Origin of the sequence: Mesorhizobium loti (assembly GCF_003148495.1) — a bacterium.
Lineage (GTDB): Bacteria > Pseudomonadota > Alphaproteobacteria > Rhizobiales > Rhizobiaceae > Mesorhizobium > Mesorhizobium loti.
Genome location: NZ_QGGH01000012.1, coordinates 131,338 through 145,603, shown reverse-complemented (window position 1 = coordinate 145,603; position 14,266 = coordinate 131,338). Strand labels below are relative to the sequence as shown.

Genomic DNA, 14,266 nt, shown 5'->3' with positions numbered 1-14,266 from the left:
AGGGAATCGGTGTCGGGTGGGACTACTGCGCAGATCGCGCCTTGCAAAAGGACATCAGAGCGATCGGTCCTCCCCCCAGTTGATCGCGAGCGACCAGGGGCAGCAGCGCCAGTATGGAGATGCTAGTCAGGCCGAAAAGCGCTCCGCGCGCGATTGCCGCCTTGATCTCTCCCGACAGGGCCGTGAAGCGCGCTCCGTCATGCATAGCTGTGGTCAATGGCTCGCGCGGAAGAGGAGAAGAGCGCACATTCCATTTGCAGCGCCCAATGGTCCACAGCAGCGTCAGATACGTCACTGTCGCCAAGGCGAAAGCCGTCAGTGGTCCAAAGGAGGCAACGACGATGCCGCCGAACGCCGGACCGATGCTTCGCATGGCGTTGTAGCCGACCGAGATCAGTGTGACCGCAGCCGGAACATCCCGCTTTCGCAGGATGTCACCGACCGAGGCGTGCCAGGCAGGGTCGGTGAAAGCGGCGCCGCATCCGGCCAAACAGCTGAATGCGAGGATCATCCATGGATTGTAGAACCCCAGCGCCACAAGAGCAGTCAGCATCGTCGACGAAACGCTATCACGCTCCAGCCGAGCATCATCACATTGCGGCGGCTGAAACTGTCGGCAATGGCCCCGGCGAAGATCGACAGAATGAATACGGGCAGCGTCGTCGAAGCCTGCACCAGGGCGACCATCACGTCCGAAGTCGAGATGGTTGCCATCAGCCAACTGATCGCAACGGTCTGCATCAGCCAGCCAAGACTGGATACCTGGTTCGCCAGCCAGATCGCACGAAAGGTCGGACTCTCGAGCGGCGCAAACGTCGCCGACGAAACTGGATTGGCTTCCTCGCGCGCCCCCCTGCTCATTCGGCTGAGCCTCCCCCCGTCCGATTGTGCTGGAGATTTTCCTCTGGGCGCACCTGCCTATGGAGAGTGGCAGGATCAGGGCATTGTTGGCGCCTTTGCGCAAATAGTTTTCGATGGCTCGGCGTTTGCCCCGGCGGCACGTTGGGAAGCCAACGTTCAGGGACGTGCCCGAACTTTCTACCGGCAGGAAAAGAGAGCAAAACTTTACTTCAACGACGGGAGCAGCGATGTCGGGGTCGGTTCCGGCTGAGGGCGAAATCACACGCGCGGTCTGCGTTGAACGAGAGGTTTTCGCTTGCGGCTAAAGATGGGTCAGGTCGTCCGGGTATTGACCGCCCCGCTGGACGAACAGGCCCCAAGTTTCCTCACCCCGTTTTGAGACGACCCGGTGGGCAGGATCATCTGAAGCTTCCGCGATCAGGCCGAGGCGCACGAGTGGTGCGATCGTTCTGTCACCAAACAGTTGCTCATAGGTCCGCTCCTGCAAGTCGAGCATCCAACCCGGCGTTCCACGCTCCGTGATAGCGGGGACAAGGCGTCCGCTCGAGGCGGGCCTGTCCCCACGCGACAGCGTGAACAGGCAGATGGTCCAGAAAGCGTCCCTTGGTCGTGGCGGTATCAGCGCCCATTCTATTGGTCCGCTGTCCGGTTGCTCGGCCACGGGAGCGGGTCCGCGCTCCCCATCACGGGTTCCCTCCCGGTATGCTCTCTCAAGCGCATTGGCGATGGTGCCCGCGGTATCGACGGAGAGCCCGTATTTCCGGTTGTAACGGTCTTTCGCGACGATCTCCCGTGCAATTTCCCTGAAGCGGGCCTTGCGATATGGATCGGATGGGGGGCGTCCTGATCGCATGGTCATGGCGTGATCTCCATCTTCGGAGCCAAGGAAAGTCTGCTGCGTTTGACGATGTCAGCAACGGTGTTCTTGCTCAAACCGAGATCGCGAGCGATCCAGCGGTAGCTACAGCTACAGCCTTCGGCGTACAACTTGATGAATTTTGTCGCCAACCCGATGTGATTTTCGGCGCTCACCTGCGACCGAGCTTTCTCCCACGTTCTTTTGCTGCGGCTACCCCGGATTTGACCCGTTCGCTAATCAGGTCGCGTTCGAATTCCGCGATGCCGGCGCGGAACGTCGCCAGCATCCGACCATGTGGCGATGACAGATCGAAGGCCATGCTATTCATGCCGATGACGGAAACCTTCCAGCACTTCCTTTGAGTTGCATTGCCCGATTGTTGTCCAGAGCAGACTTTACTTCAATAGGGACCAAACTCCATGGCGAGACCCCTAACACTGCTTCCAGTTTGGGCAGCCATCGCAGTGTGGGACGGTTCATAGCGCGGGGCTTTTTCGTCTGCTTTCATCTTGTTTCTCGTCTGATCTCTTGCTCTTCTCTCTCGACCGCACCGGCTCGGAAACCACGAGTTTCAAGCCTTCACCAGCCAAAATCCAAACGCAGTGCCGGCGAGCGCGACCGGTCAGTTGAGAAAGCCCGGTCTGCTTGGGAGGAGCTCAGCCCATCGAGCAGCCCGACGTTTCGTCTGCTCGACTCGACAATGGACAGGAAGGCGGCAATATTCCTGTAGGTGGGAGAGGATGTATGCGAGATTTGCCACGCGACATAGATGCCGACGTTGTGATTGAAATCAGTCGTCTTCTCGATGACGCCGCGCACACCGTGACTGTAGCGATCCACGGTCTTGTCAAACATATCCGGGACGTAACACAAACGCGACTTTCCGATCAGGCGATCGAAGAATTGATTGTTGAAATGGCCTCGACGCGTGGTTTGTCCATGATCTTCGAGAAGCCGGCGGCCTGAGCCTCGCTTCCAGGGTTCAACATCGACCCATTGCAGACGCCTTAGTCGCCGACGCGCATCAAGATTAGCGTGGGGTTCGGCCATTGGCGGCATCGAATTTACCGAAGATGGGCGGCGATAGCCAGCGCCACGGCAATGCCGGTGGCAAGGACGGGTTCATGCACGAACTGCGTCACGATCACGCCGACCAGCGCCGATATCGTGTTACCGCCGATGATCGACCATGGCTGCGCCAGCGGGCTGGCCGGCACCGCGAACAGGAGAACCGCCGAGGCTCCCATCGGCGCCACCAGCAGCGGCACGTGCGGGCCGTTGCCGAGCTAGGCCGCCGATCACGCCGGTCAGCGCAATGCCGATCGTCGCGCCGATGCAGGCAATGATGCGCTCGCGCGGCGTCGCGCCAGCAAGAATGGGAACAAAGAGGCGGAAGGCCATGGAATGGCTGAAAACCTCAGACTTGATGCGGAACGCGTCATTGCGGCGTGATCGCCCGCAATGACGCCAGACTGTTGAATTGGGAAGCCAACTCGATCCGAACCTGCCGCTTCGGGAAATAATATTTCGCGATGCTGGCGAACGGTTTGGGGCGGTTCGGTTCGGCCGAACCGGTCTATAGATTTAGAGCTTACGCGGGTTTTCGGGATCGGTTGGCAAGGAACCCGCTTCATGCGGCGGCGACCGCGGAGAGGCCGCACGCCAAATTGGCCTTGTGAAGGGCCTATCGCCCTGGGGCAGATGGAACCATCGGGCTTGTTGCCAGGCAGGCTTGTCGTCACCTTCGCATTTGCGATACGGAATTGTGCATTGCAATATCGGCGGCCCGTCGGTATCATCTTGCTGTCGGCCATCTACTCCTCCCAGATGGATGCCGATACTGAATGCGGTGCACCTCCTCCCGCGCCGTATTCGAAAATCGAGCCCGCTGCCACCTCCTCCCGGCAGCGGGCTTTTCTTTTGTATGAAGGTAGTTTCGGCCATGGCCGATCTATCGGCGCCTAGAGGAGGCGAATGCTCCGAACCTCCAGGCCCTTCTTGCCCTGCCCGTATTGGAAAGACACTTTCTGCCCTTCCATCAGCACGCTGAGCCCTGAGCGGGTCAGTGCGGTAGCGTGAACGAAGACGTCCTTTTCACCGTTCTCGGGAGCAATGAAGCCGAAGCCCTTTTCGGGATTAAACCACTTGACCGTGCCTCCGCTCTCCAGCTGCGCACTGCTGGCGGCAATGGACTCTCCCGCCAAGCGCTCATCTGCCGAAGTTTTCGGAATCTGCTCGCCGATATCGAGGACTTTGACGACCTGGCGACCTCGTGGACCTTCTTGCGCTGTGACCTTGAGATGCGTCCCCTCGGAAACATCGCGGCTGCCGGCAGCTTCCAACACCCGGATGTGAAGATACGCCTCGGTGCCGGTGGACAGCTTGACGAAGCCAAAACCCTTGCTGGCGTTGAACCAGATCACCTCGGCGTCGACAGCGCCTGGAGTTACGGCTGGCGAGTGCTGAAAGTAGCTGGGCTCGGGAGTCCGCTCCGAAAAGGAAACCGGGTCATCGTCATAGCGACGCCGTGGCTGGCGGTGATCTTTATATTTGCTCATCATCGTCTCGACTGGCATGGAGAGCTGCGCTCCTGTCAGGTAATCTCCATCGTACGATGCGTTTGTGTCAAATGGACATGTGGGCGCATATCCTGCTTTTTTAGGCGACCTTACTGGGCACGGGGCGCCATGCGAACGGGGGGCAAGGCGAAAGCTGCCGGAGCGTACAATTGATGGCTGGCGACCTAATCGACGGTCGCCTGCGGCTAAAAAGAGTCCAGCACCACTTGATGAGATTGGTTATCTTTATATATATGTAACCACCCTCACCACACAGACGGAGCGGGATATCATGGCACGTACCAATGACACCCTGGAACTTTCGGGATTTGGCGCGTTCATCGGAACGCCGAAGCAGGTTGGTGACCAACTTGATCGACTGACTGCGGAACAGGTCATAGCACTAACGTTCGAGCACGGGAGTGAACCTGCCGTTCGTGCCCTCGCGGACACGGTCGTCAGCATCGCCCCTCTGGTCCGTACCATCCTGATGACCCGCCAACGCGAAGCCATTTGTTCAATAATCGAGGCCCTAGTCCCGCAAGTGCCGCCCCCGCAGCATATGCTTGTGGAGGCGCGGATGACGGCCGAGGCAAGAAAGGCAGTGCTGGAAAGCGGTGATTGGCTGGCGGCTTCCCAGATCGCCAATATGGCTGGGTTCAGCACCAGCAATCCAAGTGCGCAGCCAAACAAGTGGAAGAAAGAAGGCCAGATCTTTGCGGTTCGGCATCGGGGTGTAGACTATTTTCCCGGCTATGCTCTGGATTCCGCCTCCGGATATCGGCCCATCAAGGTGCTCGCCAAGGTCCTGAGCGTATTTTCCGGGAAAAAGGATGATTGGGGGCTCGCCTATTGGTTTGCATCGGTCAACAGCTCCCTTGGGGGTAAGCGTCCGCAAGATATGCTCATAGCGCAACCCGAGCGCGTTCTTGCGGCCGCCGAGGACGAGTTGGTAGGCGCACTCCATGGCTAAACCAAAGATTGGACGGGGATCCCGGACAAGTCCAGTTCCCGTTCCATCGAACAATTTGCAGGATATCATCACCCGAACGATATGGCCGGTGGGCCAAGTTATCCATCGTATTCATCTGAACCTCTATGCCGGCGCGGAATTCAATCCAGGCCTGAAAGGCAATGCCCGGTTCAGCCCGATCAAAAACGCAAATGGGGCCAGTATCCCGACTCTGTACGGCGGAACGACCTTTGACTGTGCCGCGATGGAAACGGTTTTCCACGATGTGCCATTCGCGCCTGGCCTGAAGACCTACGACAAGGTGAAACTGGCCGATCAAGTCTATTCGAAGGTGACGCCTCAGGGCGATTTCGTCCTGGCTGACCTGAGCGTCACTGCGCTAAGGAAACTCGGCATCAAGCGCAGCCAGATCATCGACACCGAGAAGGACGGCTATTCAGCAACACGCCCCTGGGCTGAAGCCATTCACACACAATGCCCAGATATTCAGGGACTTTGCTGGGTTTCTCGACAGGACGATCGGGCTCTGGCCGTGATGCTGTTTGGCGATCGAATTCCGGCAAACATGTTGGTGCATTCCGGCGCGTCGCTCGATTTGACCGGGAACTCTGACGTCTATTCCGCATTGCTCGAACTCGCCGATCGTATCGGCGTAAAGATCGTAGGCGTCAGGTTCTGATGGCGGAAACAGGCGATCGGGGCAATTTGGGGGCGGCCAGCACGCGCCGATCGCGTGGAAGGGGACGCTCGCCCCGTATGTCGGACGGCTCCATCGCGAACACCGGGACAAGTCCGAAATCCTTGTCTACGACTATGTCGACGCGACGGTGCCGGTGCTCGCGCGCATGGCCGCGAAGCGGCGGGCCGGATATCGGGCGCTTGGATACCGTCTGGAATAGGGATGGGGGCGGTTGCGACCGGTCGATCCCGAAGCGATCGCGATCTGGTCCCTCGTCGCGAACAACGCAGCTGCATCGAAGCGCCTATGCGCGCGGCCGCAGCGCCTCGAGCAGAGGCCGCAGCTTGTGCTTGCGGCGATGCTTTTCGATCAGCGCATCGATCCTTGTGATCCAGTCCTCGAACCGGCCAGCGGCGTCATGGGCGAGCGCCGCCTTCTCCAGCCATTGCGCCGCCAGTTCATAAAAGCCTGACTGCCCGGCGTCCATGACGTTGGCGGCGATGCGCTCGGCGACATCGATGACCCAGTCGGGATGGCTGGCGTGCGCCGCTTCGACGAGCCGCAGCAGCACGTCGTTCGCTGGATTGCGCAAGGTGTTCTCGACGTCGACGGATCGCACCGCCTCATCGATCATGCCTTCGCCGAGGAAAATCTCGGTCCGGTCGTGGGCGTACGTCGGTGCCGCCAGGCAAGCCAGGAGGTGGGGCCGCAGTTCGGCCCATCCTGGTCCCGCAAGCATCTCGGTCGCTCGAAAATCTCCGAGCGACAGGCTGTGTTCGAAGGCGCTGCCCGCCGCCGTCACTGCAACTGTGTCCCGGCCCAGCGCGGCGGCGCTGTCGCGCAGCCAGCGGGCGAGGCCGACCACTCCGAATAGACGATCGCCTTCCGGTTTCAAGCTCAGTCCCCACCCGGCAAGTTCCAGCGCCGCATCGATCTGACCCGTCTCTTTCAGGAGGCGCGAAAGCTGGAGGGCCTCTTCGGCGGAGCGGAACCTTTTGCGCGCATAGGCAATCGCATCTGTGCTGCACCCGCGCCGGACCAGCATGGCGGCGTGGTCGCCATGGCATCCCGCGGCCCTGGCGAGGTTGAGGAATTCGTCCGTCCGCCCGCCGATCTCGAGAACTCGAAGCCGCGCTTGCGTCAGCCGCGCCGTGGTCCAGTCGCCGTGGCCCGAAAGCGGCCAGGAGCGACCCTTTCCCGCAAGAATATCGTCGAGGCCGATCTCGTCCCAGCCTTGTTCGAGCGCGTCGATCGCGACCTGTAGATGGTCGTCGAGGCCGTATTCATCGAGCATGCCCTGCCAGACGTCGAGCCGGACCATCAGGTCGTCCCGTTCCTCCGGGAGAAGGCCGCCCAACAGCACCGCTTCCGCGATCATCTGGCCGAGCACGGGAAAGAACTCGTGCAGGGTCTCGTCCCAGTCGGCCTGTTCGAGCCATGCCGGCACGAGCGCCTCCGTCACCGGCTCGAGAATCCTCAACGCATTGCGTCCGTCCCCGGCTTCGAGAAAGGGCTTTGCCTTGTCGATCAGTGCCGTGAAAGCGTCCTCGTCGACGGCGGCACCATTGTCGCTCCAGCGATCTCGGCGCGAAGTGCGTCCCGACAGCAGCGCCTCGGCCTGCCGTTTGATCGGCTCCGGGTCGACGGCGGTTCGCCGGGGGCCGGCCGAAAGCGGGTCCGGCGCGCCGGCGGCAAGCTCGGCCTCGATCCACAGCTCGAATGCCGGATCCTCCTCGGCCCGTCTGGTGAGCAGCGCCGCCAGCGCCTCCCGATCAAGCTCCCGGAGAACCCCGTCAAGGGGTGGTCGCTCCACCACCGAGTCTGGCGTGTCGAGATATTTGAGGAGCACGGCCACGACGTGCTTGCAGGCGCCGCCCCAGTCGTAGGGGCAGGAGCAGCGCGTCGCCGCGACTCCACCCTGGTGCAGATCGACCGTCACCTCGTAGGGCGCGAAGTCGCTGCCTTCGACGTGAGCGGTCAGCCGGTCGCCGCGGCGCACCAGCCGGGAAACGGCCCCGCCGCTGACATAGTCCCGACCGCGCGCGAAGGATTCGGCGGTGGCCAGAGCGCGCACGGCGTCTTCGCCAAACGCAGGATCCTTCATGGCTGGTCTTGCTCCTCTGCCTCGATCTCGCCGTACAGCCCTGTCGCGCCGGACAGGCCCGCCAGCAGCTTTTCCTTGTTGAGCAGCCCGGCATCCTCGAGAGCCTCGGTGTCGGGAAGATCGCGAAGCGTGTCAAACCCGAAGTGCAGCAGGAACGCTTTCGTGGTGACATAGGTGTAGGGCGCGCCAAGTGTCGGGCTGCGCGGACCGGACGCGATCAGACCAGCCGCGCGTAGATTGCCGATCAGGTCGCGGCTGATTTCCCGGCCGAAGAACGACGACAGCTCGGCGCGCGTCATCGGCTGGAAATATGCCACACACATCAGCACCAACACCTCGGACTGCGTGAGGTCGGTCGCGCGCCCGCTGACACCGACGGCGGCGCGGATGGCGTCGGCATAGGCTGGCCGTGTCAGGTGTTTCCAGCCGCCGGCGACCGCGACCAGGTCATAGGGGCGGCCACGAAGCTCCTCGCGGATGGCGTCGATGAGGAGGTCGAGGTTGCAACTGGCGCCAACCACACGCGCGAGCACACTACGTGTGACCGGCTCGCTCGCCGCGAAGATGGTTGCTTCGACGCGGTTCATCCATTCCCGCCAGCGCACCTCCGGCGGCAGGTGATCGAGCTCGCGGTCCAACAGATGATCATCTGACCGGCCTTTGCCTCGTCTTGTGCGAGAGCCCTCCACCACCCGCTACAGCCCGTAAATGCGGAACGTGGTGCGGCCGGACAGCTCGCGCACCGCGCCGAGATCGACGAGACGGTCGAAAAGGCGGCGCAGGCCGCGATCGCTCATGCCGGCGATCTTCTCCGAAGCGACAATTGCGTCGCCGGACAGCAGTTTTTCGACGACGAGATCCGACGCCCGGGCGCGCAACTTCGGCGCCACCGCGAGCAGCCGATCCGCGCGGCGTCCGAGCTCGGCGGAAAGATCGATGGCGCGCAGCGCGGCGCGCGCGTGCGCGGAAACCAGTCCTTTGGTCAGGTCGGGTTGGCGCTCCACGCCAGTCGCCAAACTTGTTCCCGGGCGTCGTGCGCGCGCGAGCTTCGCCCCCGGCTCGGCCTCCGTGCCCAACAGCGGCACCGCATGGCCCCAGCCAAGCCGTTGCGCCAGCAGCGCATCCGCGAACCATGCTCCCGCGCGCCCAACACCATGCCGTTCCGCGCTGGCGAGCGCCCCACCCAGGATTGCGACCACGCCTTCGGCGCCGGCGAGTTGCCGAAGGTCATCCGAAAGATCGGATACCGTCCCTCGTGCGAGACCCAGATCGTCCAGAACCTCGGCGATGCCTTGCTCGGTCAGCAGTTGCTCCGGAGGCCGCGTGGCCAACCGACGCCAGGCCAAAAACATCCGGCCGGCGGGGCCGACGTCATCGCCAGGGCGGGTCAGGAGCACAGCATCGCGCAACGGCACTTCATCCTCGACGCGGCCCGCTTGTCTTGCCGTGACCGCGCCGGCCGCAAGCGCTAGCCGCTGCCGCCACGCGCCAGCCCATCGTTCTTGCCGGCGCACGACTGCATCGAGCGCGCCGATAGCGGCGCCGGCCATAATCGCGGCATCCTCCAGCGTCTGCGGCTGCCGCGCGGCACGGCGCAGCCAGGACGGCACCGGCGTCGCGAGTGCGAACGGCTCGGCATGGGCAGGTTCGACAATGTGCGGTCGGGACCGTTTCGGGCGCAGAATCATTATCGACAGGATGAACCACGGCGGCGCTTTTGACAATAATTTGAACCAAAACCGCCGCGCTCGTCGACAGGCTTTTATGACCGATAAACACGGCGCCGCTGCGCGCTCGGTCGCGACGCGAACGGCGACTCTCCGGTTGCCTGGAACTTTACCCGGTCGCGGCCAGCCCATGGACAGCGCTCCCCGGCATCCGCAATTGGGGCACTCGGCGCGGCTGATCGTGTAGCGGCCATCGGCAACGCCAAAACTTTCGCGCTCGGATCAACCCGTCATCTTTGCCGTCACCCCGTTCGTTCGCAACGCCGCCATCAACATCGGTCCCACCGAAAACTCCCCTACCCTCGCCTTTTCGGTCAGCACGCGCAGATATCCGCCAGCCGAGTTGATGTGCTGGGACCGTTGCAGGATGCAGGCGATCACCACGGCAGCCGTCTCCTGGCCCATTGTGTGGCAAGCATCCTCGTAAGCCGACGGCGAGACCCCCAGGTATCCGCGGACCTGGGCCGCGGTGATCATGAAATCGCGCCAGCTGCCAATTCCCTCCACGGCATAGTCGACAATGTCGGGGCACGCTTTCAGCACAAGGCCAAGCGGATAGCCTTTCGGCTTCCCGTCGGGATTTGGCTCTGCCCGCGCCGTGCTTTTTTCCAAAGCAGGTTCAAATTCAAAAATAGAGTCGGTATTTGAATATGATTGCTGCCGCTCGTTTTGAGACTCATTGCCGCTCGAATTCGTGGAATTCATGAAGCTTTCCAGCAGGATGTCCACTTCCTCGTGCAGCGCGGCCAGACCGCCCACGATCAGCTCCATCTCGCCCAGGGATGCCCTGCGCGGAATCGCCTCCACAACAGCGCGGAAACGCCGCCACAGGCCGCCCCAATCGCCTGGCATATCTTCCTCCACGGCTGCCTCGATCAGCTTTTGAACATCCCTGCGGTGCAGCGTAATCCGTTCGCGCATTAGCCTCAGGGCCTTGTTGTCGGCGCGCACGCGCTCGGCGGCCGCCTCGAACTCATCAGCACGGGCCAGTAGCGGGGCGAGAGAGAAGCCGAACGCCTCCTCAATGTCCCCTCCCCTCCCCTTGCGGGCATAGCGCTTGCCGTTCGGACTGTCGCGTCGGATGACCAGGCCGCAGCCCACAAGGGCTGCCAGGTGCCGCCTGAGCGTAGCATCAGGCATCCCATGGGCTCGCAGCGACAGCTGTGCATTGGAGGGGAACACGATCAGGCCGTTCTCCTCGCTCAACTCGCTGTCCGGATAAAACGACAGCAACGCGTTCAGAACGGCCAGAGCGCGATCGCCGACCCCGACAATGCTCCTGCCCTCGCAAAGGTTGCGGTAGATATGCCATTTCTCGACGGCCTTGCCGTCGGGGATTTCCTTCGAGTCATTCTGTGCTGCCAACATGGCAAGCGACATCGGTCGCCGCCCAAAGGGCGTCGTTGCAATACCCGTCTCCATTTTTTCCTTCGCCTTTCAATCAGGCAAAAGAAACCTGCTCGCCGAATCGACGCCTAAGACTCTTGACAGTGATTCACGAATTTGCGATTCTCGATCTTGCTAGGAATACGAGAAGGGCTTCCGCGACGGTGACGTTCGGGGGCCTTTTTCTTTTGCGGGTTTCTACTCTCCTGCTTGTATCTCTTCCCTGAAGGCTCGATAAAGCTGCTCCAGATTCTCGGAAAGGTATGCACCGAAACGAGATGCGTCCTTGGCCTTCAATGCCAATGTGAATGCTTTCCCGGCGTCCTTTGTTGTCACGCTCACTGATTTATCTCCCAGAACCCAGGATCTTGCCGTGCGGGGCGCGGCAGCCCCCTTTTTGGGCTTCTTGGAGGTTTTCAGGAGATCGAAGACTAGGTCGAAGCGGCCGTCGGTGGTCGACTTGAATGCCTCCGTCTCGACGAGTTCCTCTGCCTTCGTCAGATTTGACGGCTTTTCGATCAGCAGCGTTAGATCAAGCCAACGGTCGCGGCCGACACCTTTTGCGGCTCCGATTGCTCGAATAATGACATCAGGGACGCGCTTTGTGACGGAAAGCATTCTCGTCAGCATTGGCGCGTCGATCGCCAGTGCTGACTGAATGGTTTCCCTATCATGACCGAGATCCGCCAGATTCTGCGCGAACATCGCCCGTTCAATGAAAGACAGGTTGGCCCGTGCTGAGTTTTCCTGTCCCTGTGCGACGACGTGATCCTTGTCCTGAAGCTCCTTGACGACGGCACGGACGGGTTTCCCTAATTGCTTTGCCGCGCGAGCACGGCGGTGGCCGAAGACGATCTGGTACCGCCCGCTTATCGCCGGGTGAGGTCGAACCAGAATCGGGCTGTCCTGCCCTCTTTCGCCAATGGCCCTTACCAATTCCGCGAAGGCGTCGTCGTCGTTCTCCATGCGATCAGAAACGAACGAGTCGTCGATGAGATCGGGATCGAGCTCGACCACTGTCTCCCCTTCAAGCAGCCGTTCAGCCTTTGCAGCCTGGGCTGCAAGCTCACCAATGGATGACAACATTGATCGCGAGGCACCGCGCGCTGCGTAGCCTGTCGACGCCGTGCGATCAGGCTTCGTTGTCTCGGCCTGCGTAATGCCCAATAGTACGCCTCGCCTTGCCATCTTCAGCTTCTCCCAAAATGCACTATGTCATTGTCACTGTTGAGGAAAAAACGCGATTGTACGGCCGACAACAGAACGATCATTGACCACGGCCCCAAGCTTGATGAACTAGAGCGGCGATCTCCCCGTTTACGGCATTTAGAGATTCCATTGCCCGGTCATATGTCGACCGGGTGAATTGCCCCCGTTCGACTTCGTACAGCGTTTGTTTGGTCAGCCCTGCGTCCGAGATCGCAGTCGACTTTACCATGGGGTTCTTCAGCATCTGTTTGGCGAACATGGATTGCATGAATCCGACCATCTGGGTTTGGGGAATGTCCGTCGGTTCGAAACGAGTGACAAGATAGCGGAACCAGTTCAGGGATACCTTCACGCCAGCCCCTTCGATCGACTTAAGTATCTCACCGAGCATGAGCAGGAATTGGCTCATGCTCATGATGTCGAGCATCTGCGGATGAACAGTGATCAGAACGGACGTCGCCGCGGTCAATGCCGTCAGGGTCAAGTATCCGAGTTGCGGAGGGCAATCGATAACGACGACATCATATCGGTCATCAACGTCGGCCAACGCGTCTCCGATGCGGGTATAGAACATCTTCCCCGCATTGGATCCCTTGGACTGCATCGCTAGAGGCGTGTCGTATTCGTACTCTTGGAGTTCCAAGTTCGCGGGCACGATGTCAAGGTTCGGAAAATTTGTCGGCCGAATGACGTCGCCGATGGACTTCCTCTCATCGTCGTATCGCAGCGACTCGTACAACGACAGATTTTGGTCCAGCTCAGGTTGAATGCCATGGAGAGCAGTGAGAGATGCTTGCGGATCGAGATCGATCGCCAACACACGATGGCCTGTTAGCGAGAGATGCTGTGATAGATGCGCTGCGGTCGTTGTTTTGCCTGAGCCGCCTTTGAAGTTAACGACCGCAAGGACCTGCAGCTTGTCGCCTGGACGGCGACGCGGTTCCCTGTCGAGAAACTTCCTGAGATCGTTCATCTGCTCCGCAGTATACGATCGGCGCCCCGTTGATGACGTCACCGGCTGCACACTTTTGCCTTCCAGATGCAACTTCTTGAGGTAGCTCTGGGATACACCGATGTAATCTGCTACCTCCGCAAGTGAGAACTGTCGGAGCGTCTTCTGGGCATTTGGCGGAAACTTCTCAATGCGAAGCATGTCGAGCTTGCGCGAAATCTCGTTGCCCTGGTCGAGAATGGTGTCTGCAAAGCCGATTTCTCCAACCTGAGCGGCTATGTTCATGCCCGCTACTCCTTCAGGAACGATAATTTAGGGTTTCCCTCGAAATTATCGTCACTATCACCCGATTCTATCGGCTCCAGCAAGAAATATTGGGTTAACAAAAGGTTAACGTGGCTCGGCGGACATCTTGCTCGGCAATTAGCAAGCACCAGATTATTCATAACGTTTTGCTTTTGTTGGTTAAATGGCCGAAAAGTACGGCTGACAAGTGGTTTCGTCACGGACCTCCGCCGCACCCTCCAAGGCAGAATTGGAAACACATCCAGGATTTTGACGCCGGCATCTCGACATTGTCATGGGCGTCGTATCGGTCGCGCTTGCCAAATGCCATCAGGCAAGACCGATCGCGCTGCATCGATAAGGACAGGTTCGATATTGCTCATATCGACAATCCGGACGTGACCGAGATTGGCAACCCGGCCGGCACAAAGGTGAAGGTCGCCCGCGCCAACCTGAGGCGGGCCGAGATCGTCATCCTCCACGACAATGATTTTCGATGCGTGCTTCCGGCAAGGCCGATCTGACGATGACTGACGTCTCGGGGGACCCGCCACTACCAGAAGCTTCACCCGGGAGGTCGTATGCGCCCATCAGGAAGGGTCGCCCTTGGCGTCATAATCGTCACAAGTTTGCGGCGGACGCCAAGTCATGAAACTGCGGACGCTTCCCCTAC

The 14,266-nt window shown here is 60.5% G+C and carries 15 protein-coding genes and 2 pseudogenes; 4 read left to right on the top strand and 13 right to left on the bottom strand.

The features are described 5' to 3' along the window. Positions 1–61 precede the first annotated feature (61 nt). Positions 62–774: pseudogene (locus C8D77_RS29365) on the bottom strand (MFS transporter); the annotation flags it as partial. On the opposite strand from C8D77_RS29365, the gene C8D77_RS38470 reads away from it, so the two are divergent. Beyond that, positions 704–1,111, top strand: coding sequence for a hypothetical protein (locus C8D77_RS38470; RefSeq protein WP_245951911.1), 408 nt, complete (start codon positions 704–706; stop codon positions 1,109–1,111). The pseudogene C8D77_RS29365 and the gene C8D77_RS38470 sit on opposite strands and share 71 nt — an antisense overlap. A gap of 51 nt (positions 1,112–1,162) precedes the next feature. On the opposite strand, the gene C8D77_RS29360 is transcribed toward C8D77_RS38470, so the two are convergent. The 6 genes and pseudogenes from C8D77_RS29360 to C8D77_RS38880 form a co-directional block, all read right to left on the bottom strand. Next, a complete protein-coding gene (locus C8D77_RS29360; RefSeq protein WP_109670817.1) occupies positions 1,163–1,720 on the bottom strand; it encodes a hypothetical protein in 558 nt (185 codons plus the stop codon). Further along, positions 1,717–1,893, bottom strand: coding sequence for a hypothetical protein (locus C8D77_RS38465; protein ID WP_245951906.1), 177 nt, complete (start codon positions 1,891–1,893; stop codon positions 1,717–1,719). The genes C8D77_RS29360 and C8D77_RS38465 overlap by 4 nt, the downstream gene beginning before the upstream one ends. After that, positions 1,890–2,039: a recombinase family protein gene (locus tag C8D77_RS38460; protein ID WP_245951905.1), complete on the bottom strand. Its 150-nt coding sequence runs from the start codon at positions 2,037–2,039 to the stop codon at positions 1,890–1,892. The genes C8D77_RS38465 and C8D77_RS38460 overlap by 4 nt, the downstream gene beginning before the upstream one ends. A gap of 260 nt (positions 2,040–2,299) precedes the next feature. After that, on the bottom strand, positions 2,300–2,770 hold the full coding sequence (locus C8D77_RS37765; protein WP_170136853.1) for a hypothetical protein: 471 nt from the start codon (positions 2,768–2,770) through the stop codon (positions 2,300–2,302). 26 nt (positions 2,771–2,796) lie between these two features. Next, a pseudogene (locus C8D77_RS29345) lies at positions 2,797–3,121 on the bottom strand (HPP family protein); the annotation flags it as partial. Between the two features lie 560 nt (positions 3,122–3,681). Beyond that, complete coding sequence (locus C8D77_RS38880; protein ID WP_281277053.1) at positions 3,682–4,296, bottom strand: cold-shock protein; 615 nt, start codon at positions 4,294–4,296, stop codon at positions 3,682–3,684. 274 nt (positions 4,297–4,570) lie between these two features. On the opposite strand from C8D77_RS38880, the gene C8D77_RS29335 reads away from it, so the two are divergent. Both C8D77_RS29335 and C8D77_RS29330 read left to right on the top strand, forming a co-directional pair. After that, positions 4,571–5,251, top strand: coding sequence for a hypothetical protein (locus tag C8D77_RS29335; RefSeq protein ID WP_109670813.1), 681 nt, complete (start codon positions 4,571–4,573; stop codon positions 5,249–5,251). Then, complete coding sequence (locus C8D77_RS29330; protein ID WP_109670811.1) at positions 5,244–5,930, top strand: RES family NAD+ phosphorylase; 687 nt, start codon at positions 5,244–5,246, stop codon at positions 5,928–5,930. The genes C8D77_RS29335 and C8D77_RS29330 overlap by 8 nt, the downstream gene beginning before the upstream one ends. A gap of 304 nt (positions 5,931–6,234) precedes the next feature. Here C8D77_RS29330 and C8D77_RS29325 read toward each other — a convergent pair whose 3' ends face one another. The 6 genes from C8D77_RS29325 to repA all read right to left on the bottom strand — a co-directional run bounded on the left by C8D77_RS29325 (position 6,235) and on the right by repA (position 13,593). Next, positions 6,235–8,034 carry an SWIM zinc finger family protein gene (locus C8D77_RS29325; RefSeq protein WP_109670808.1) on the bottom strand — a complete coding sequence of 600 codons (1,800 nt, stop codon included), beginning with the start codon at positions 8,032–8,034 and terminating at the stop codon, positions 6,235–6,237. After that, entirely contained in the window at positions 8,031–8,726 is a 696-nt protein-coding gene (gene scpB, locus C8D77_RS29320) for an SMC-Scp complex subunit ScpB (RefSeq protein ID WP_109670807.1), read from the bottom strand. Before scpB ends, C8D77_RS29325 begins: the two co-directional genes overlap by 4 nt. 3 nt (positions 8,727–8,729) lie before the next feature. Next, complete coding sequence (locus C8D77_RS29315; RefSeq protein WP_109670866.1) at positions 8,730–9,722, bottom strand: DUF1403 family protein; 993 nt, start codon at positions 9,720–9,722, stop codon at positions 8,730–8,732. Positions 9,723–9,983: 261 nt separating this feature from the next. Then, the gene (gene repC, locus C8D77_RS29310; protein WP_109670805.1) at positions 9,984–11,183 is read right to left on the bottom strand and encodes a plasmid replication protein RepC; all 1,200 of its coding nucleotides are present in this window, start codon (positions 11,181–11,183) and stop codon (positions 9,984–9,986) included. A gap of 162 nt (positions 11,184–11,345) precedes the next feature. Then, entirely contained in the window at positions 11,346–12,335 is a 990-nt protein-coding gene (gene repB, locus C8D77_RS29305) for a plasmid partitioning protein RepB (RefSeq protein ID WP_170136852.1), read from the bottom strand. A 79-nt stretch (positions 12,336–12,414) separates the two neighbouring features. Continuing rightward, positions 12,415–13,593 carry a plasmid partitioning protein RepA gene (repA, locus tag C8D77_RS29300; RefSeq protein WP_109670803.1) on the bottom strand — a complete coding sequence of 393 codons (1,179 nt, stop codon included), beginning with the start codon at positions 13,591–13,593 and terminating at the stop codon, positions 12,415–12,417. A 398-nt stretch (positions 13,594–13,991) separates the two neighbouring features. On the opposite strand from repA, the gene C8D77_RS38875 reads away from it, so the two are divergent. Then, positions 13,992–14,117, top strand: a complete 126-nt coding sequence (locus C8D77_RS38875) for a hypothetical protein (protein WP_281277052.1) — start codon at positions 13,992–13,994, stop codon at positions 14,115–14,117. Positions 14,118–14,266: the final 149 nt, after the last annotated feature.